15 protein-coding genes and 1 pseudogene are annotated in these 19,089 nt (G+C 45.3%); 3 read left to right on the top strand and 13 right to left on the bottom strand.

Features of this window, described 5'->3' with window-relative positions; genetic code table 11:
* Window positions 1–66: 66 nt before the first annotated feature.
* The 3 genes and pseudogenes from NYR53_RS06725 to NYR53_RS06715 form a co-directional block, all read right to left on the bottom strand.
* A complete protein-coding gene (locus tag NYR53_RS06725; protein WP_261304473.1) occupies window positions 67–1,677 on the bottom strand; it encodes a helix-turn-helix domain-containing protein in 1,611 nt (536 codons plus the stop codon).
* 9 nt (window positions 1,678–1,686) lie between these two features.
* Window positions 1,687–2,517 (bottom strand): sensor histidine kinase, encoded by an 831-nt coding sequence (locus NYR53_RS06720; RefSeq protein ID WP_261306295.1) that lies wholly within the window; start codon window positions 2,515–2,517, stop codon window positions 1,687–1,689.
* A 975-nt stretch (window positions 2,518–3,492) separates the two neighbouring features.
* Window positions 3,493–4,044: pseudogene (locus NYR53_RS06715) on the bottom strand (TIM-barrel domain-containing protein); the annotation flags it as partial.
* A gap of 171 nt (window positions 4,045–4,215) precedes the next feature.
* On the opposite strand from NYR53_RS06715, the gene NYR53_RS06710 reads away from it, so the two are divergent.
* Window positions 4,216–5,094 carry an AraC family transcriptional regulator gene (locus NYR53_RS06710; RefSeq protein ID WP_261304472.1) on the top strand — a complete coding sequence of 293 codons (879 nt, stop codon included), beginning with the start codon at window positions 4,216–4,218 and terminating at the stop codon, window positions 5,092–5,094.
* A gap of 80 nt (window positions 5,095–5,174) precedes the next feature.
* Here the strand turns inward: NYR53_RS06710 and NYR53_RS06705 are convergent, their stop codons facing one another.
* The 4 genes from NYR53_RS06705 to tkt all read right to left on the bottom strand — a co-directional run bounded on the left by NYR53_RS06705 (window position 5,175) and on the right by tkt (window position 8,894).
* A complete protein-coding gene (locus tag NYR53_RS06705) occupies window positions 5,175–5,405 on the bottom strand; it encodes an ABC transporter permease subunit (protein ID WP_261304471.1) in 231 nt (76 codons plus the stop codon).
* A 160-nt stretch (window positions 5,406–5,565) separates the two neighbouring features.
* Window positions 5,566–6,057 carry a NanQ anomerase/TabA/YiaL family protein gene (locus NYR53_RS06700; protein WP_261304470.1) on the bottom strand — a complete coding sequence of 164 codons (492 nt, stop codon included), beginning with the start codon at window positions 6,055–6,057 and terminating at the stop codon, window positions 5,566–5,568.
* Window positions 6,058–6,175: 118 nt separating this feature from the next.
* Window positions 6,176–6,832: a fructose-6-phosphate aldolase gene (fsa, locus tag NYR53_RS06695; protein ID WP_029197441.1), complete on the bottom strand. Its 657-nt coding sequence runs from the start codon at window positions 6,830–6,832 to the stop codon at window positions 6,176–6,178.
* Window positions 6,833–6,866: 34 nt separating this feature from the next.
* On the bottom strand, window positions 6,867–8,894 hold the full coding sequence (gene tkt, locus NYR53_RS06690) for a transketolase (RefSeq protein WP_261304469.1): 2,028 nt from the start codon (window positions 8,892–8,894) through the stop codon (window positions 6,867–6,869).
* Window positions 8,895–9,009: 115 nt separating this feature from the next.
* On the opposite strand from tkt, the gene NYR53_RS06685 reads away from it, so the two are divergent.
* On the top strand, window positions 9,010–9,897 hold the full coding sequence (locus NYR53_RS06685; protein WP_261304468.1) for a LysR family transcriptional regulator: 888 nt from the start codon (window positions 9,010–9,012) through the stop codon (window positions 9,895–9,897).
* A gap of 245 nt (window positions 9,898–10,142) precedes the next feature.
* Here NYR53_RS06685 and NYR53_RS06680 read toward each other — a convergent pair whose 3' ends face one another.
* The gene (locus tag NYR53_RS06680; RefSeq protein WP_261304467.1) at window positions 10,143–10,973 is read right to left on the bottom strand and encodes an amidohydrolase family protein; all 831 of its coding nucleotides are present in this window, start codon (window positions 10,971–10,973) and stop codon (window positions 10,143–10,145) included.
* 143 nt (window positions 10,974–11,116) lie between these two features.
* Between NYR53_RS06680 and NYR53_RS06675 the strand changes: the two genes are divergently transcribed.
* Window positions 11,117–11,980, top strand: a complete 864-nt coding sequence (locus NYR53_RS06675) for an AraC family transcriptional regulator (RefSeq protein WP_261304466.1) — start codon at window positions 11,117–11,119, stop codon at window positions 11,978–11,980.
* Between the two features lie 126 nt (window positions 11,981–12,106).
* Here the strand turns inward: NYR53_RS06675 and pelG are convergent, their stop codons facing one another.
* The 5 genes from pelG to NYR53_RS06650 are packed head-to-tail and all read right to left on the bottom strand — an operon-like array spanning window position 12,107 to window position 19,073.
* A complete protein-coding gene (gene pelG / locus NYR53_RS06670) occupies window positions 12,107–13,564 on the bottom strand; it encodes an exopolysaccharide Pel transporter PelG (protein WP_261304465.1) in 1,458 nt (485 codons plus the stop codon).
* Window positions 13,564–14,976 carry a GT4 family glycosyltransferase PelF gene (pelF, locus tag NYR53_RS06665; protein WP_261304464.1) on the bottom strand — a complete coding sequence of 471 codons (1,413 nt, stop codon included), beginning with the start codon at window positions 14,974–14,976 and terminating at the stop codon, window positions 13,564–13,566. Before pelF ends, pelG begins: the two co-directional genes overlap by 1 nt.
* Window positions 14,973–16,817: a DUF2194 domain-containing protein gene (locus NYR53_RS06660; protein WP_261304463.1), complete on the bottom strand. Its 1,845-nt coding sequence runs from the start codon at window positions 16,815–16,817 to the stop codon at window positions 14,973–14,975. Before NYR53_RS06660 ends, pelF begins: the two co-directional genes overlap by 4 nt.
* On the bottom strand, window positions 16,777–17,841 hold the full coding sequence (locus tag NYR53_RS06655; RefSeq protein WP_261304462.1) for a tetratricopeptide repeat protein: 1,065 nt from the start codon (window positions 17,839–17,841) through the stop codon (window positions 16,777–16,779). The genes NYR53_RS06660 and NYR53_RS06655 overlap by 41 nt, the downstream gene beginning before the upstream one ends.
* Window positions 17,838–19,073, bottom strand: coding sequence for a hypothetical protein (locus NYR53_RS06650; protein WP_261304461.1), 1,236 nt, complete (start codon window positions 19,071–19,073; stop codon window positions 17,838–17,840). The genes NYR53_RS06655 and NYR53_RS06650 overlap by 4 nt, the downstream gene beginning before the upstream one ends.
* Between the last annotated feature and the right edge of the window lie 16 nt (window positions 19,074–19,089).

The raw sequence follows: 19,089 nt of genomic DNA, 5'->3' as shown, positions 1-19,089 counted from the left end.
CTTATTGTATAAAGTGGGGGGCAAGAACCATACCCTGTAAATTGGTGCAGTTTTCATATCTTTTTTTCAATTACCGCTGCTGGAAGGATGTCTTCTGAATGCCAAAGGAGATATTCCGAAATGTTTTTTAAATGCTTTACTGAAATAATTGGTATCGTTATATCCTATCTTTTCGCTTACTGTCTGTATCTTGAGTTCTGGATCCATCAGCAGTTCTTTGGCCTTCTCCATACGTACCTGCAATGTATATTCATAAATGCCGCAGCTATATCTTTGCTTGAACAAGCGGAGCAAATGCTCTTTGGAAATAAAGTATTTTTCAGTAAATAAGGCAATCGATATGTCTTCAAAATAATGATGATCAATATATGACTTTATCAACTCGACATCCAACTTTTCCGTGGATTTATGACTTTGCAGCAGCGCGACGAACCATTCCTCCAGAAATGCGGTCATCGAAAGCGTGTAACGGTCGAAATCCATAACCTGTTTGTCAAAAAGAAGTTCAAAACGTTCGAGAAGCGAAGAGAGCTGCGATGACAAGGTACTTCCCTCACTAACAAGCCGCTGCGCAAGAATCTGAAATTCCGTACTGCATTGAAGCATCATCTCCACGCTGAAATAACCGGATCGTCTAACCTCTTCGAAGAAATCCCTGACGATATTTCCCGCATACATCACACTGCCCATTTCCAACGCATGAAGCAATACATCCTTCTTCGCTAAAATAGATGTTCGATTAGCGGTGCTCATGGTTCCGCTTGTATGAACGGCATGGGGGTCCAGCATGTTAGCCTGCTGCAAGAACGATTTGGCTGACTGATAGGAAGTGTCCAATTGATCCAGTCGATCTGTCCTCTCCCCCACAGATGCCATCAGTTCGATTCCAAAGGCTTCTCGCAAACGAAGCGCAGTTTCTACAACGGACATAGAAACCGAATGGGTTGCAGAGTCGGAGAGAGACAGCACAATAATGAATTCCTGCTCTTCTCTGCTGTTTTTAAAACTAAAAGGTCGCCCTGCCGTCGATAAAAGCTCATTCAGCGCATTCGTAATCGCATAATGGCTAGCATGAATGTCCCCGCGGAATTTCTGTTGACTGACAATGGCTAAATTCAATATGGTCATGATAATGACTTGAAATTGGTCATTAGGTTTGGCTTCGACAAGCTGCTCAAGCTCTTTGATTTTGTGAAATTTACCGTTCTGGTCAATAATCGACGCGAAAATTTTCTCTTTCACCAACGGCATTGAAATATTGTGTAAAATCGCCTCAGAAAGCTGGCTATTTCTCTTTGCCCACTCCTGATCAAGCTGCGAAACAGCCTTGGCAATCGCTTTATTCAGTTCTAACTTCTTGATTGGCTTCAACATATAATCCAGAGCTCCGGATGTGATCGCGCCGCGAGCAAACGCAAAGTCGTCATAGCCGCTCACAACAATAAATTTACCAGATGATATAGACTTCGCTTTTTGCAAAAATTCGACCCCGCCAATAAAGGGCATTCGCATATCTACAAATATCAAATCTGGTTGGATGTTGGCAAGCAGGTTTAACCCTTCCAATCCGTCTTTCGCTTCCACAATGGAAGTGATGCTATGCTCTTGCCATGCCCCAAGTGCTTGAATCGCACGTCTTGCAGGCTCTTCGTCATCGATGATCAGTGCTTTATACATGCGATCCTCCTAGGAATTTTTGACAGGCAGTCCGATTTCGATCTCGGTCCCTTGATTCTTTTGACTTCTTATCGTCATATGGGCTTCACTGCCGAACATCAGCTTGATGCGGGAATACAAATTTTTCAAGCCGATCTCCTCGTGCACCTCCATGTAATTCTCATTCAAGCTCGATGTCACTTGTTCAAGCCGACTCGCAGTCATCCCCGGACCGTCATCTGCTACGTATATAACGAGCCATTGTCCGTTAAAGTCCGCCCTGATTTCGATATAAATAGCTTCTGACATTTGCTCGAGCGCATGCTCTATAGCATTTTCGAGCAGGATTTGAAGCGTCATTTTCGGGATCAGAAAAGCCTTGGCTTCCTCAGGGATATCCACAGCGACCTGCAGCCGATCCCCGAATCTCGCTATTTGCAAAATCAAATAGTTCTCAATATGCTCCAATTCATGCCTTAAGCTGACCGTTTCCCCATCTTTGATGCAGTATCGCAGTGACGATGCCAATGCATCGACCATCTGTTGGATGGAGTCCACCTCATGGATAATGGCTTCCGTTGATATTGCTTGCAGTGAATTATAAAGGAAATGGGGATTGATCTGTGCTTCGAGCGCCTTCAACCGGGCATTCCGCTCATTCAATTTGATTTCGTACCGTTCAGCGATCAAATCATTGATTTTAAGTACCATTTGGTTAAATTTCCTCGATAAGTGAGCAATTTCATCCTGCCCTTTCAGCTCATAGTCCAATTCGAAATTGCCTTCTCCAAGCTGCTCGATTCGACGCGAAAAGTCTTTCAATCTTCCTGTAATGGCATTGGAAACGATAATAACAACCATAATAAAAAACACAACGAATAGACTACCTACAATTAAATTTATGGATCTTGCATTCGCAGCGGCTTGGTTAAGCTCCGTAATCGGTGTCAATTTAACTAACTTCCATTTATTTTGCGATGACATGTTGTAAATCGTCAGAAATGACTCGTGTCCAAGCCTCATCTTCGTATAGGCTGTATCCCCATTTTGTCCATCTACGAACTTCAGCAAATCTGACCATTGAAGATCTGAAATCTCATCTTTATTTATATAGAAAGGCTGGTTCACGTTGTTAAAAAGCCCGACCACTTCGCCTGATTTGTCCGACAGATCATCAAAAATGCGATTTAATTCGCGGTAATTAGTAGTAATCGAGATAACCGCTAAAGGTCTTTTATCAGCAATATTGATCAAAATCCGGTGGAAAACGAGAAACTGATGTGCCTTAGTCGCTGGTTCCATACTGCGGAAATTAGGACTTTCCGCTGCCTCTTTGTACCAAGTTTCCTGCTCGGTCTGGTAATCACTTTGCTGCGTTAAATTGACGGTTGATCGAGAAAGACGGTACTGGGTATGGTTAATCGGTGTGTAAATCGTCATTTCCTCAATATCTTCACGAGAGTAAAACATATTTTTCATCTGATTCTGAATATTAAATTGTGACAAATACTCACTAGAAATAATGGCGTCCATGAAAACTGGATCTTTCCGCGGAGTAAGGGAAAACTCATCAATTTTACTGATGTAATTATCAAAATTTTGATTGACTAGTTTCATAATCTTCTGATTGCTGACAATGAAATTATCCTCATTCATTAATGAGGATTGCCGGTAAGAGAGATAAGAGAGGAGGATCACGATCAAGACAACAATCAGCGAAAATACAACAATCAGTTTGCTGCGCAGCCGCCCGTTAAAAAGGCGAAAAATTCGTTCCATGGTGTACCTCATTTCCCTGCTTTCCATGTTTCCCACATCATCAACGAAAGGATAAAACTCCCCCCCCAAGTGTACAGGGAACTGCTGTCCGCCTGCTGTAGCGGAACGGGCAAATAAGGCAGCTTCGCCTTTGCCAAGCTTCTCTTCCAGCACTTCGAAGACGACTTTATTATACAACTGCGTATAGTAGTTGTGCATCTTAATTGGATCAGAACCGTCATGATAGACAACATCGGTCGGAATGCGCTCGCCGAAATCCGTCTTAAACGAGTCAACACCCATATCAACAAGCTTTCTCAGCTTGCCTGCGTACCATTCACATGCCACAGGATTCGTAAAGTCAACGATCCCCATGCCTGGCTGCCACATATCCCACTGCCACACATCGCCTTTCGGTCGTTTCAGTAAGTATCCACCCTGCATACCTTCCTCGAACATCGGGGAACGCTGCGCGATTTATGGGTTGATCCAGACACAAATTTTCAGTCCTTTGCTTTTGAGACGCTGAAGCATCTGCTCAGGCTCTGGGAAAATCCGCGTATCCCATTGGAAATCGCACCAATGGAACTCTCTCATCCAGAAGCAGTCGAAATGGAACACGTGCAGCGGCTTCGCATCACTAAATTTCAAAGCTGTCATCTTCTTGTAACCTAACAGTATAACTATATTGATAAATACCATTATTCCTCAATCAAATAGTATTAGATTTATGCTATATTTGTCTTGCATGATGCTGATATTGAGATATAATAATTTTGATTCGAAGGGAGTCCCCCACCTATGAAGTTGGAAACCTTGCGAGAAGGTCGAATTCACGGCGACCTCATGTTTCCTCTTAGTGTGTACCAAGTCGAGAAAGAAAATGATGCCTTCTTCAACTACCACTGGCATGAGGAAATTGAATTCATCTACATGACGCTAGGAAGTGCCCGCTTCCACATAGGCTCGTCTACGACAGAGCTGCAGCAAGGTGAAGCGCTGCTCATTCCAAGCGGGCAACTGCATGCCTGCTACCCTTCGGGTGATCCCCCCGCCTTTTTTCATGCCATCGTCTTCGATCCACATCTGCTCAGCAGCAGCGCATACGATGCTATTCAAAGCAAATACATCGAACCGTGGATGGAAAGACGCCTTGTGTTGCCCGATATTTTCCGTCCTACCAGCTCCTGGGAGGAACGTGTTCTTATTTTGCTCACAGATATTATCAAACAGTACGATAAGAAACCTCGCGGCTTCGAGATGAAGGTCAAAGCAAATTTGCTGTCGATATTCGCCGAGCTGCTCCCGTATAGCGAGCAATCCTCGGACATGCCCCGGATCTCCTTGGAATCGGGCAAAATTGAGCGAATTAAACCCGTTCTTCACTATATGCATGGGCATTATAAGGAACGGATTCTCATCCAGGATCTCGCCTCCATCATCCCAATGAGCGAAGGACATTTTTGCCGCTTCTTTAAATCCATCGTAAAAAAGACGCCTGTCGAATACCTCAACTTTCTTAGAGTCGAGAAAGCGATGAAGGTTCTGGAAGACCCTCAAATCAAAATCATTGATGTTGCCAGTGAAGTCGGCTTTGAGAGTCCCAGTTATTTTATAAAAACGTTTAAAGCTTTAAAGCAAATGACGCCGACGGACTATCGCAAAAGGTTTCTAATTTGAAAAAGAGCAAGTGAGACACTGACCCTTTCAATGATTATACAACGCCATACGTCTATCCGTTCCAGGGCTTCACTCAGTCTTTAACCATTAATGAACACAAAGCCGAACATAAATTCATTCCAAGCATTTACGAAAGCGAATAACGCGGTGGCAATTAAGCTAGGTATGGAAACTGGAAGGATGATCCGGAACAGGATGCCCACTCTCGAGCAGCCATCGATTTCGGCCGATTCCTTCATCTCGTATGGCAGGGTATCGAAGTAACCTTTTAACATAAAAGTCAAAGGGGTACCATAAATCCGGCGCACCATCGGGATGACAGCGCTTGCAAATATACATACACAATTAGTATAAGATAGCCAGGCTCAAAGCGGCATGTGACAATGTTCAGAGGCAGGTGTAAAATATTCAGTTAATAAAAAACTTTCCAAGACCTATGAGAGGTTGGGAAAGTTCAGTGGAACAGATTGGTTAAAGCTGCAAGAGATCTTTATGGATTTTAATAACAATCTTCTTGTTCGTCTTCTCCTCCGTTATGGAGCAATTCGGACGATGGATATCGGAAGGAAAGCAAACCGCAAACATACCGGGCTTCAAAAGAATTTCCGTTTCTTGTTGAGAGGAATCTGATTCATAAAAGGCAATATCATGGGATTCAAACTTATTATCGACCACTTTAGCACCCGAATGCAGCTTATAAAAACAAAGCTTTTCCTCGCCGCTGACTAGAAACTGAATATCCGTGTATATCATATGGGATTCAGGCATTTGCTCCCCAGATGGTCGGGTCACAACCTCCTGCACATTGGCGAACATCAGATGGCCGTTATCGCCTTCCAGGTCGTATCTGCCCGCTTCCGCTTCACCTAAATTGTGATTCAAAATGTAATCGATACCCCGTGATACGGCTGGCGGCCACAGATGACGTTCCTGCTCAAAATGCTCAACATCGCTAATAATCATGGTGATATGGCTCCTTTTATAAATCCGAATAAACTTACATTTACTATATCTTATGATGGGAAAAAAGGCTGTAATTGAATAAAAAAAGACCCGCTTCTTACAGCGAGTCTTCCTGCGCTTAAAACTTTTCTTGGTTTGCGCCTTCCCAATCTGCCAAAAATTTCTCGATCCCTGCATCTGTCAGCGGGTGCTTGCTCATGGACTCAATGACTTTGTAAGGCACTGTAGCAATATGTGACCCTGCAAGCGCGGCTTCAATCACGTGAGCGGAGTGACGAACGCTGGCGGAGATGATTTCTGATTTGATACCGTGTACTTGGAAAATTTGGCTGATTTCTTTGATAAGATTCATCCCCACTTGGTTGATATCATCCAAACGTCCGATAAAGGGAGACACATAAGTTGCCCCTGCGCGTGCAGCCAGTAAAGCTTGCGTCGAGCTGAAGATCAAGGTTACGTTCGTTGGGATGCCCAGTGATCTGAAAACGCTAGTCGCTTGAAGTCCATCCAATGTCATTGGAAGCTTAATAACCACATTCGGGCTTAGTTTAGCAAGCTTCTTACCCTGTTCAACCATTTCGTCTGCTTTCAATGAAACGACTTCCGCACTAATCGGTACATCGCCGACGATGGAGATGATTTCTTTCACAGTTTCGAAGAAATCTCTGCCTTCTTTAGCAATCAGTGAAGGGTTAGTCGTTACTCCTGCAACAACACCTAATGCGTGAGCTTTGCGAATTTCGTCTACATTGGCTGTGTCGATAAACAATTTCATCTGTATCCCTACCTTTTCTCCCTTTTGTGGGCTCTTATTGGAAATACTTCTGTTTGATTTGTTGAACGATTGCATCTGCCGTAAAGCCGTATTCACGAATGACTCGATCTGCCTTCGCTGATGCACCAAATTTACGGATGCCCACAACGAAGCCATCGCCTCCCGTAATCTCTTCCCATCCAGCAGGATAGGCCATCTCAAGGACAACATTTGCTTTTACTTGTGGTAAAAGGATGGCATTCCGCACCTCTTCAGGCTGCTGCTCGAACAATTCACGGCTTGGCATGGAAATTACACGAGCCCCAATACCATCTTGCGCCAACTGCTTCTTCACGTCAAGTGCTAAGCTCACTTCCGAGCCCGTTGCGATGAGTTGAATATGAGGAGTAGCTGATGCATCAACATCGGATAAAATATAAGCTCCTTGATGAATATGAGCATAAGCAAGATGATCCGTGCCCGGAAGCACCGGTAAATTCTGACGTGAAAGCGCGAATACGAACGGGCCTTCCTTCGCCCTCAGGACATACTCCCAAGCCGCTGCTGTTTCGTTTGCGTCCGCAGGGCGGAACAGTGTCAGATCCGGAATCATCCGCAGGGATGGGATCTGTTCGATCGGCTGATGCGTCGGACCGTCTTCGCCGACAGCGATGCTGTCGTGCGTGAACACGTACGCAACAGGGAGCTTCATGAGCGCGGACAAACGAATCGCCCCGCGCAAATAGTCGCTGAACACGAGGAACGTTCCGCCGAAAGCGCGCAATCCGCCGTGCAGCAGCATGCCGTTCAGCGCTGCGCCCATGGCGAACTCACGGACGCCGAACCAGAAGTTGCGGCCGCTGTAATCGACCGCGCTGAATGCCGCAGCGTCGTTAATCATGGTGAAGTTGGAGCTCGCTAGGTCGGCGGAGCCGCCTACAAGCTGAGGTACCCGCTTCGCCAAGCCGTTAATCACTTTGCCCGAAGCGGTGCGCGTCGAGATTGCGCCGCTTTCTGGGGTAAAGCGCGGCACGTCGGCGTTCCAGTCTGCTGGAAGGTCGCCGCGATTCACGAGCTCGAATTGCTGAGCGAGCTCGGGGTACGCAGCTTGGTAGCTGTTCCACAGCTGCTCCCAGCTGGTTTGGGATTGAGCGCCCAGCTCCTTGTGCTGGGCGAAGTGCTTGTAAACCTCGGCCGGGACATAGAAGTCCGGCTCGAGCGGCCAACCCAGAGCCTGCTTCGTCAGCAGCAGCTCTTCTTTGCCGAGCGGCGAGCCATGCGTGCCGCCGTGGCCGCCTATGCCGGCTTTGTTCGGACTGCCGAAGCCGATCGTGGTTTTGATCTCAATCAGGGTTGGACGACCCAGATCCGCCTTCCCTTCTTCGATCGCGGCGGAAATCGCCGCGACGTTGTTTTGCTCTTCCACACGTAAGTATTGCCAACCATAGGATTCAATACGCGTCCGGACATTTTCAGAGAACGACATGTTCAACTCGCCGTCGAGCGAAATATCATTTGAATCGTAGAGCACAATTAGCTTGCCCAATTTCAAATGTCCTGCCAATGAAGCAGCTTCGGAGGAAACACCTTCCATCAAGTCGCCATCTCCGCAAATAGCATACGTGAAGTGATCAACGATTGGGAAGTTCGGTTTATTATAAACGGAGGCCTGATGGGCTTCAGCCATTGCCATTCCGACAGCCATAGCAACTCCTTGACCTAGTGGACCCGTTGTCGCTTCAACGCCTGCCGTATGACCATACTCGGGATGCCCTGGTGTGCGGCTTCCCCATTGACGGAATTCCTTGATGTCGTCAAGGGTCACATCATAACCGCTTAGGTGCAGCAAACTATAAAGCAGCATTGAGCCGTGTCCTGCCGAAAGAACAAACCGATCACGATCAACCCATTTCGGATTCTTCGGATTGTGCTTCAAATGCTGTGTCCAAAGTGCATACGCCATAGGGGCAGCACCCATTGGCATACCCGGATGACCCATAGCCGCTTTCTCGACTGCATCGATTGTAAGCGTTCTAATTGTATTGATGCTTAACTCTTCAATGCCAACAGTTGTCTGATTCAAAAGAGATTCGCCTCCATCGATTTGGTTGAATTACTTCCGTCTACTCTTTATTATAAAGATAGATGAAGCATTCAAATAATTGATAGTTTTGATACTCGCTATAGAAGGTGTCTATATGGTGAATTTTGAGCTTTATAAAGTATTTTATCTGACTGCCAAATCCGGCAGCTTGTCTAAAGCAGCAAAAGAGCTGTACATTACCCAGCCCAGCGTCTCTCACTCCATCAAATTGTTAGAAGATACTCTCGGGCTGCAGCTGTTTGCCAGAACGTCCAAAGGTGTCGAGCTTACAAAGGAAGGCGCTGTGCTGTATTCCTACATCGAACAAGCGTACAATTTCATTTCACTCGCAGAAGAGAAATTAAGTGAGCTTCGAAATTTCTCTAGCGGAGAAATCAAAATTGGCGGCAGTGACTCCTTGTGCAAACACTATCTGATCCCTTTCTTGGAGTCATTTCACGTGCAGTATCCGCATGTGCAGATTAACTTAGTCCACGGAACGACACCGGAAATTGTCAAGCATCTGAAGGAGGGCAAGATTGATATTGGCATTGTTAGGACGCCTATTCTAGATGATCAATTACAGGTGCGAGAAGGCATTACCATTCAGGATTGCTTCGTAACGGGGCCCAAATACCGAGAGCTATCAGTAGGAAAAGTCTCCCTTGCTAAGCTGTTGACCTACCCGATTATCTTATTTTCGAGTAACAGTTCTTCACGGAAATTCGTCACCCGACTGTTCAGTGAAAATGGCTTGCTGCTTGAACCGGAAATTGAGCTCGGCAGCGTGGATTTACTCATTGAATTCGCCAAGATCGGCTTTGGCGTTTCCTTCGTAACCAAAGAATTTGTAGCGAAGGAGCTCGCTGACGGAAGCTTGTTTGAGGTGAATATAGACGCTACCATTCCGTCGACTAAGATCGGTATTATCACTTTGAAAAATATGCCGCTCTCGACTGCAGCATCGGCTTTCGTTGCCGAGCTGGAGAGCCCAGGGAGTTGAGCCAAGGTAAAAATAACTTGAGTTGGTACCTGAACAAACCTCAACGCCGCCTGAGAGCGCAAAAAAGCGCGCCCAGCCAAACTGAGCACGCCTTTTTCACAAAACCATCGTCTTGATGAGAAGGCTAACTGGCAAGGCGATCAGCTCTCTCATCCCCCCCATCGATATGTACGCCAAGCACAGCCTTTGTTGTCAATAAGAAACGATCCCGATCCAATTGGGCTATCGCTTTACCTTACGATACTTCATAATTTATAAAATTCCTTTGCATTTAGTCCGAATAAGCGAGCTTTATCTGCTTCCGTCCAATTTGCTGGCAAATCTTGAGTAAGCACATCAACAACGTCATCGTAATCGGCTGCGAGCAAACAAACCGGCCAATCACTGCCGAATAATACACGCTCCGTTCCGAATACACCCAGCACATGCTGGATATAAGCCGTAAAATCCTCACGCTTCCAATCCGTATGATTGGCTTCTGTCACCATACCGGATAGCTTACAATATAGTTTTGGATGCTGCGCAATAGCCGCCATTTGACTTTTCCAAGGCTCAAGAACGCCATCCGCAATTCGCGGCTTAGCTATATGATCGATAACCGCGCGTAAACCCGGAACCAAATTCAAAAGCTGAACTACTGGCTCCAACTGATGAGATACGACAAGCAAATCAACGGGTACATCTCTTTCTGCAAAATAACGTAACGCTTCTACAAAATGAGGCTCAAGTATAACACTCGCATCCGGCATTTCTTGAATCATGACCCTAAAGCCTACATATTTGGGATGTTGGCTAAACCTTTTATAATGGATATGGAAGTCAGGGGCATCCAGATTGAGCCAACCTACGACACCGGCAATTGTATCTGATTCCTCGCTTAGTGATAGTAGATAATCCGTTTCTTCTAATGTCGGCGCCGCTTGAACAACAATGGTTTGATCCAGTTTGTGCTGGTGCAGGTGAGGCAATAAGTCGTCCGGCAGAAAATCACGGTATAATACTGACAGTTCCGGTGTAAGCCATCCATAGTCACCCCGATCCAACTTCCAATAATGTTGATGTGCGTCGATCCGCATAGAGATTCTCCTCTTCATGATCCATATTTGGTACCGCTTTCTTCTATTGTATCACCAAATAAATCATATGAAATAACGATAACTAGCATCTTTATACTGTTTTTTGATATCATGGACACGAGCTAACTTGAAGGAGGGATCCTATGCATCCTGTACGTAAAGTTTTCGATTCAAACGATGCTTTCCCGTTTTCATTTGCCTATAAAAGTACGAAGAGCTCGCAAAGCGAGCTCCCTGAGCATTTCCACGATTGGTATGAAATTGTGTATGTGTATCAAGGTAAGGGAACCTTTTTTATCGATCATACTTTTTATGAAATGAAGCAAGGCGATCTCTTCCTCATCCCTGGCAATACGATTCACCGGGCAACGCCGGATAGAGAGATGCCTGTAACGTCCACAGCAATTTATTTCAGCCCCAGCATCGTACAAGCTCCTAACCTTGGTGACTCTTTCTCTTATTTGCATGCCTTCGAGCAAGCCGCAGAACACCACAATTACAAGTTTGAAACGCTGCTCCCGCAGCGTCAACACTTAGATGTGTGGTTGGAATCCATTCAATATGAATGCAAACATCCCCATTTGGGACACCGGCAAGCTATCTTGCTGCAGCTGCTTCAACTCCTGCTTTTTTTGAATCGTGATTTGGGTGCTGGCACGAAGCCTAACACAGGGGATTCCATTGCTCCCCCTATGTGGATGAGGGATATCTTGCTCTATATCGATCAACATTTCTGTGAGGACATCGGCCTTAAGACGCTTTCGAGGCAAGCCTCCGTTACACCTGCTCATTTCAGCCGGGTATTCAAACAGTTAGTTGGGATGAATATTACCGCCTATATCATGACCAAACGAATTATCCGAGCGAAGCAGCTGCTTAGCGAAAACGACCTCAACATTAGCAGCATCGCAGAAATGTGCGGCTTCGAGAGCTTACCCCATTTTCACGCCATGTTCAAAAGAGTACTGGGGATGACGCCCGCGGCTGCTAGAAAGTCGGCTAGATAGCCAAGCTGCAGTATTTATTTGGAACTGTTTTATCTTGACCACTAAACGCGATGCGGAACAATGAAAAAAACAACCTCTATAGTTGTCTATAGAAGTTGTTTATGCATACGCCGAAGCCTATTAATTTTACAATCGCCAGTAAGCTTTTTCACTTAAACGGGTGAACAATCCTCGTACTTCCTTGTAAATGATGCTTTGTGAAATAAAGGTATGAACCTCGATCCGCTTCAAGAATGTCAGCAATCGAAACCCGCTCCAGCTGTAAGCAGCAAGCCCTGCCATAAAGTAGCTAAACCCATAATAATCGAAGCCAAGAGGCAGCATTGCGAAGGTCAGTATCACATTGAAGGCAAAATAGATCCCCCCTGTGATGACCGCCCCTTTACGATCTTCGAAATACAGCATGATTAAGATATGAATGAGCATGATGGCATTCATCAGTGCTCCTAGCGCACACATCTTAAAAATGTCGATTACGATTTCTTGGAGGCCAAGCCTCTCTAGAAGCATATCACTGATAATAATGATAAATAGCGTCAATAGGCCTTGCAGCTTCGTCAGACGATATAATTCCCGCCAGAGCACATCAACCATTCGCTTCTTCGCCTTGGTGATCATCTCCAAGGTTCCGCCATGGGTTACATAGCCGTAGAACGTTTTGTATTTATCATAAAATTGCGTCTCCACGGAAACGACGAATAGAACGAGTGACGGAATGATCGTCAGATTGGCCAGAAAGACAGGGGTGTCATAGATGGGGCTATACATAAACGTCTCCTCGATCCGTACACCTGATGGTCCTAACCAAATGATAATGTTATGTGTCCAAACGCCTATGTTATAAAGAAATCCGATCCACAGGAGCGAAGGGTATTTATCGACATAATGTAAAAAACCATATGGATTAGACGCTTCTTTAGCCGGAAACGAGCGCAGCAGCACAAATACCAGCATGCTCATGGTAAGAAGAATACCACAGCTAAAACCTATTAAAATGTTGGTTGCCTGCTCATGTTGCTCGAAAGCAATAGGATACCTCAGCAGAACATTCACACCTATGATCGAGACCAGACCACCAGCCAAAAACGAATATGAAATAATCTTATAATCCTTAGCCGCGGTTAAAAAGACCATAGCCAGCCAAATTTGTCCAATCATGAAAAATAACAATACGCTCGTCACTTTATACACCATTGATAACGGAGACGACCAATAAAAAATCACAGCAATAAGGAGTGAAATGCCGAGTATGATCCTGCTTATACCCACATAGGTAGGGGTAACTACCTCAAGACGATTTTGAAAAAAATGATCGGCCAAATACCTTGTAACACTCAGCTGCCAGCCCCCGGAAAGTATTTGCGAGAAAATGAAACAATACGATACCGTAACAATGAACAATTGACGCTGAGCGTCATCGACATGACCGAATTGAACAAGCATAAAGTTAATCAGAGCAATGCTGCCGACAGATAGCATCCAAGGACCCGCAGCAATGAAAGAAGCATAAGCATATGCCCGAACTCTTAGTGTAAGATAGTCATCGCGGAACAACTTCTGCAGGGTAAATCCGATTCCCGCCATTAAGTAACCACCTCATCATATAACTGCCGATAAGCATCAATAAAATGATCAATCTGATAATAGGCTTCCACACGATTGCGTCCTACTTGTCCCATATAGGTTCGCTCTTCTGGGAGTGTATACATTTTCACCATAGCCTCAGACATCGCTTTTGGATTAACAGGAGGAACGATATAGCCGGCTATTCCGACATCGTGCTCATCCTTCCCCTCCAGCAGCTCGCGGCAGCTGCCTACCTCCGTACAGATCCATGGTATTCCTGCGGCCATTCCTTCCAGAACTGCGAGGGGCTGACCTTCACTAATCGAACTCAGTATGAGCGCATCAATCTTAGGTAAATATTCGTCAATCGCTACCTTTCCCATAAAGGTAACGATCTCCTCCAAATGGAGATTGCGGGTTAAGGCTATGCATTCTTGATAGTAATCAGGATCTTCGTCCGTAGGCCCCATAATCCAAAGCTGCATATCAGGAATGTCATGACTGGCGAGCCGAACTGCATAGAGCATCGTCTTGATATCCTTAATGGGTACGAGTCGCACTAAGGCCCCGAATACGATTCCTCCACCAGAGGTACTTGGATCTCTTGGAAGCACTGACAATCTGTGATAATCAATGCCATTGGGGATAATCATCGCTTTCTCAGCATGAAGTCCGAGCTCCAGTTGAATTTGATGCGTACCTTTATAAAGAGAAATGGTTCGGTCAGCCGTGTGATAAGTACCTTGAGACATATGGTAGAAATAGTCGATCCATCTTTTCTTGAATGGAGGATCTACCCAGGCTGATTTCAAAATCTCTTCTTCCCGTTCACGTGCATAAACGCCATGCTCCGTAAGCAGGAATGGCTTCTTATTCTTCATTCGCAAATAGGTGGCGATCAAGCCAGCATATCCGGTTGAAACAGCATGATACACATCGGCTATTGGATAGGACTGCTGCAGCAGATAGATGGCGGGGAGGTACATGGATCTCCACGTCCAGAAATAGCTATTAAACGAATGATTCGGCATTTCTTGCTCATAGGAAGCAACCAGGAAATCCCAAAACATTTCACTTTTCATAAAGGTAATCGGATTTCCCAACTTATTAGGATCAGCAATGCAGGGAATAGTTTGTTCGGAATTTTTTTGAAATGCAAACCACTCCAGACAGGATGCAGCCTCTTTCTTGGTTAACCGTGGAGACTTCCCCTCCTCTAGATTCAGGTAATCCATGATGAAAACATCATGAATGCCTGTAATGTTGGGCGGAAGCTTGTATTTATAGCTTGAGGCCTCTTTGCGCGATGAAGAAATCGCGATGATTTCAAATTCATGCTCCGGCATTGCCGAGACCAACATTTGAATCCAATTCGCTACCCCGCCTGACACATAAGGGTAACTTCCTTCCGCTATCAATGCGATTTTCATGGCTTCATTTCCTTCAATTGTAGGGTCACAGTAGGTTGATGAGCCTCCAAATGCCAAAGTCCGTCCGTATAGTCCATACGTGTCAGTACGCCAGCTTCCTTGGAAATCTCTGGTGTTCGGTTATCTGGTACGCGAACGGTGTAATGCATGGGGACCAGTTCATCCTTGGTCGTAATCGTAATTACATCTTGACTGTAATGAACGTAGACTTCCCCAGCCGAATAGATACTAAGTTTTTTCACGGCGTCCCTAACCGTTAATGGTTGAAGATACGCATAGCTTTTATTGAGCGAAGCCATCCATGCTTCGAATTGCGCACTCAAGAACTTCCAGCCTTTTCCTGAGGAACGTTTGATATCGAGCGCATCGTCCGGATGTACAAAGTGATTCACCAAACCAAAATTAGCAATAACATCATTTACGTAAAATTTCGTACTGTCGTCCAGCCAGTAACCGGAAGAAATACGGGGGAAATTCGTGAATTGCGGAAATTCACTGTCCACCCCGAATTCCTGCTCCAGAAAGCCTTCTTCTTCCCCCGCATAATAAAGGGAAGCGATGATATCAATGGAGGGTACGGCTTCAGCAATCGCTGCCTTCCCCGTCTTGTTCAACACATTGGACGGAGGCACATAGGTCTTCAGCTCATGCCCAGGAAACAAGTTGTTCGCAAGCTCTACCATACGCTGAAGACTTTGGACCATGGATGCTTTATCGGGCCAAGGAACATAGCCGAGATTACTGTTAATTGGTTCCTCTGGCGTAACGAGAGATTGATGATTATAGCCATGCAGACCAATCTCTCCACCCAGACCTAGCAGCTTACTGCCAAAATACGGCATGATCTTCGGATAGTTCCCCAAAAGCGTTGGAAGAGGAGAACTCGTCTGATTCTGATAATTCCCAATCATGAGGCCCGTATACTTCCACCCATAGAGCTTCGCGAAACGAGCCATATCTGCCCACCAAATCCGTTCATAAAAGGCAGGTGTGCTAAGTCCGTACTCCTGACGAATCAGCGGATTAACGACAAGTGGAACGGGGGATGGGAAATCATCAATATTCAGACTTCGTACTGCCACTTGTGAAGTAACCAGGCTGTCTAGAGCAAGACCAATAGATTGAACCATAAGCCCTCGACCTACCTTCTGGATACTGCTGGTTGAGTTCCAGAACACGACGCTTCCCTGCCCATAGTTATTTTTCCAGAGCATTGGCACTCCTTCGGCCGATAAATAAATTTTAACCTGCGGCTTAAGCTTAATATCCAACATACTGTTGGAAAATAACGCATTGCTTGCCGGAAGATTAGGATAGCCGGGAAATACGGTTTGGTTGACTTCTATGCCGTGTATCGTTCTTTCAATGAATCCGTTATTACTTTCTATCCCCAGCATGTCATTCCATTCAGGAGCATAAAACCGCGTATAGGCAAGGAGTCGACCGCCTTCATTCAAATAGGACTGGATAACGGTCTGATCCAACTCGCTTATATCTTCGCCAGTAAGTAAAATGACCGTCCACGGATTTGGTTTCATTGTCCTCAATTCGTCGGCCGTTATGGAATCCGCATGCAATTTGGCAAGCCCTAGCGCTGCCAATAGGTTGATTTTGACCTTATTGCCTTCTGAATCTTTCGGATTGGTATACATATACAGGCTCAGTTTATCACCTGTTATGGATGATTGTGCCGAGCTCTTCATCGAGAACTGCGCCTCTTGATACACATTTCTTGCTGAGGATAAAGGAAACAAGTCGACGGTTCGTAAGGTTTGAAGCCCCACACCGAGCAGCAGCACACTAACGATAACGCATGTAAAGATGATCAGCTTGCGGGACACCTTGTTCCTTCAGCTCCTTCCAAAATTGGATCGCAGGCAGATGCTCGTCCGGAACCTCAATGCTGCTGTCCAACCATTGCTGTGCAAATTGACTAAGTTCGGTTAATTTTCCTTCTGCATACATTTTTTCTGCTTTAGTTAAATAAACCATATAGCGATATTCACCCACATTGGAAAGCTGCTCAGCGTGGCGGATGGCCGCCTGGTAATCCTTTTCCATTCGTGCCAGATTGCATAACTCTAATATAAATCGGGGCTCACCCGGGAATTGCGAAAGTCCTCGTCCTATCCATTGTTTGAACGTCTGTCTAACTTCCATAGCGAGTTCTTCCGTCAATAAATGGCTTCCCAAATAAAGTCGGTAGGCTTCCAATAATTCCTTCCATGTCTCCCAGCTTCTATCGTCTTGCTGCACAAGTAAGGTCCATTTCTTGATGCTTCGTATATATTGCTCATTTAAATAGTTCAAACTTGTCGCTGCATAATGAACCACTTCGGGATCTTCATTACGCAGTGCCTCGTTAAATAACTGCACTTTATTATTGCCTTCATATTGAAGCAGAGAAAATAAAGCCTCCTTCTTGCCCACAGGCTCGCCTGACATCAGGATTTCACGAAATGGCAGACGGTTCGATTCCGCTTCCACATTAATATGATAGCTTTCCATCGATTGCGGGGAATAATGGACGTAGTTCTCATATTCCTCGTAAAAGTCGTGCCGAAAGCGAAAAAGCAACAATCCAAAGAAGACCAATGATCCAACCAAAAATCCAACACCGGGAAAGAAAAGGATGATGGTTTGCACCCATCCGCCACTCAATCTATCTTCGATTCTGAAGGTGATGATATGGAGCAGTCTATTATAAATGAGCACAAGGACGAGATGGAGCAGCAAGCTAGTCCAATGAAAAGAAAGCCCTATGATCTGCAGTCCATCTAACACTGCAAATAGTAGACTGACGGCCACGACAAGCCAAGCGTGAGGAGAAACATCAAAATGCCGAACATTCCGAGAGACTCTCATTCTGAGCCCCCCCTATTGAAACGATTCCTAATCCTGTCTTCAATACGTGATGCCAGTTCAGGTGACGTGGCGGGAAGTAAAAATAACAGTTCTCCGCGGAATGAATCGTAGGCCATCGCATCTTCATCACGCAGCATTTGCTGTGTCAAGCCATTGATTTCTATCAGTGCATCTGACTCTTCCATCTCACTAAACTCAATTGGAATCTGCAATAGTAGGAATTTTTGGGCAAAATCGGTTGCGCGTATCGTTTCTTCATTCAATTTGGCGTAGAAATGATCCGGTTTCATTACCCGGGTATTCGGGAAATAACGCTGTTCATTCAACTTCTGTTCCTTCTGGAACGCTTTCACACAGCTCTCACCCATCCAAGTGAGAATAAGTCGAAACAGATCCATCGTATGCTTGTTCAAGGCAACAAAATCAAGTCCATTCAATCCTATAATGCCTATAATTTGCTTGTTCTCATCCAGAAGAGGTCCTGCAAGTATAGGAATATCAACCGACTCTCCTTCCGGTCGTACTTGAACCGTTTTCTCTTTACATACTTGGGTGTACAAGGATGGTTGATCTAGGAATACTGTGGCCGGATAATGTGTTTCTCCCCCGTAATAGACTTTCAGCCTCAGTACATCACCGCCTGGACTCATTCGATAGATGACGATGGAACCCGCCTGAATTAAATCTTTGCATAAGCGTACAGCATCCGTGAAAATAATTTCCGAGTCTTCGGAATCTAATGCCTTGGCAATTTTATAGAGGGTATACATGCTTTCTTGAGCACCGACGACCTTCGTTTCCAAGGCTTTCTTTACAAAGAGAAGATCATGATAGCTGGTATCCATTTTCGCTAGCTGCTGCTTATTGTCCTCAAATTCATCCGCCAGAATGGCGTATCGAAAACGTAAATCGGAGGAAACGTGACCTACAAATAAAGCGATCCCCCAATAACACACGAACCATTTCGCTTGATCCCATTGGTCAAAGAGCCCATATAAATCACCGTTCATCTGGAGGTACGTTAAGATATGCAGCAGGCTGGCTCCAACCGCCGTGGCTGCGCCTATCCTTGTTCCATAGCGGAGCGAAAAGTAAAGAACAACAAATAAAAATGGATTGGGTGACCAACTCAACCAATCAATGTTGTACACCATATGGATAATAAATAGAATGGCCAGAAAAAAAGCCAGCTCACACCAAGCTAACCAGCTTCGATTTTGTCGAAAAATCAATCGCGTTTCCTCCAAA

The sequence above is a fragment of the Paenibacillus andongensis genome (assembly GCF_025369935.1).
GTDB classification, from domain to species: Bacteria; Bacillota; Bacilli; order Paenibacillales; family NBRC-103111; genus Paenibacillus_E; species Paenibacillus_E andongensis.
The sequence above is the reverse complement of the archived record's forward strand: the minus strand, read 5'-3'. Positions and strand labels throughout refer to the sequence as shown.

Excerpts from the sequence above, each read along its gene's own strand:
- NYR53_RS06705 (WP_261304471.1), bottom strand. The coding sequence starts at position 5,405 with ATGGTGCGCCGGATTTATGGTACCCCTTTGACTTTTATGTTAAAAGGT.
- NYR53_RS06685 (WP_261304468.1), top strand. The coding sequence starts at position 9,010 with ATGGTGAATTTTGAGCTTTATAAAGTATTTTATCTGACTGCCAAATCC.
- NYR53_RS06655 (WP_261304462.1), bottom strand. The coding sequence starts at position 17,841 with ATGAGAGTCTCTCGGAATGTTCGGCATTTTGATGTTTCTCCTCACGCT.
- NYR53_RS06680 (WP_261304467.1), bottom strand. The coding sequence starts at position 10,973 with ATGCGGATCGACGCACATCAACATTATTGGAAGTTGGATCGGGGTGAC.
- NYR53_RS06675 (WP_261304466.1), top strand. The coding sequence starts at position 11,117 with ATGCATCCTGTACGTAAAGTTTTCGATTCAAACGATGCTTTCCCGTTT.
- NYR53_RS06700 (WP_261304470.1), bottom strand. The coding sequence starts at position 6,057 with ATGATTATTAGCGATGTTGAGCATTTTGAGCAGGAACGTCATCTGTGG.
- pelG (WP_261304465.1), bottom strand. The coding sequence starts at position 13,564 with ATGGCGGGAATCGGATTTACCCTGCAGAAGTTGTTCCGCGATGACTAT.
- pelF (WP_261304464.1), bottom strand. The coding sequence starts at position 14,976 with ATGAAAATCGCATTGATAGCGGAAGGAAGTTACCCTTATGTGTCAGGC.
- NYR53_RS06710 (WP_261304472.1), top strand. The coding sequence starts at position 4,216 with ATGAAGTTGGAAACCTTGCGAGAAGGTCGAATTCACGGCGACCTCATG.
- fsa (WP_029197441.1), bottom strand. The coding sequence starts at position 6,832 with ATGAAATTGTTTATCGACACAGCCAATGTAGACGAAATTCGCAAAGCT.
- NYR53_RS06725 (WP_261304473.1), bottom strand. The coding sequence starts at position 1,677 with ATGTATAAAGCACTGATCATCGATGACGAAGAGCCTGCAAGACGTGCG.
- NYR53_RS06720 (WP_261306295.1), bottom strand. The coding sequence starts at position 2,517 with ATGGTTGTTATTATCGTTTCCAATGCCATTACAGGAAGATTGAAAGAC.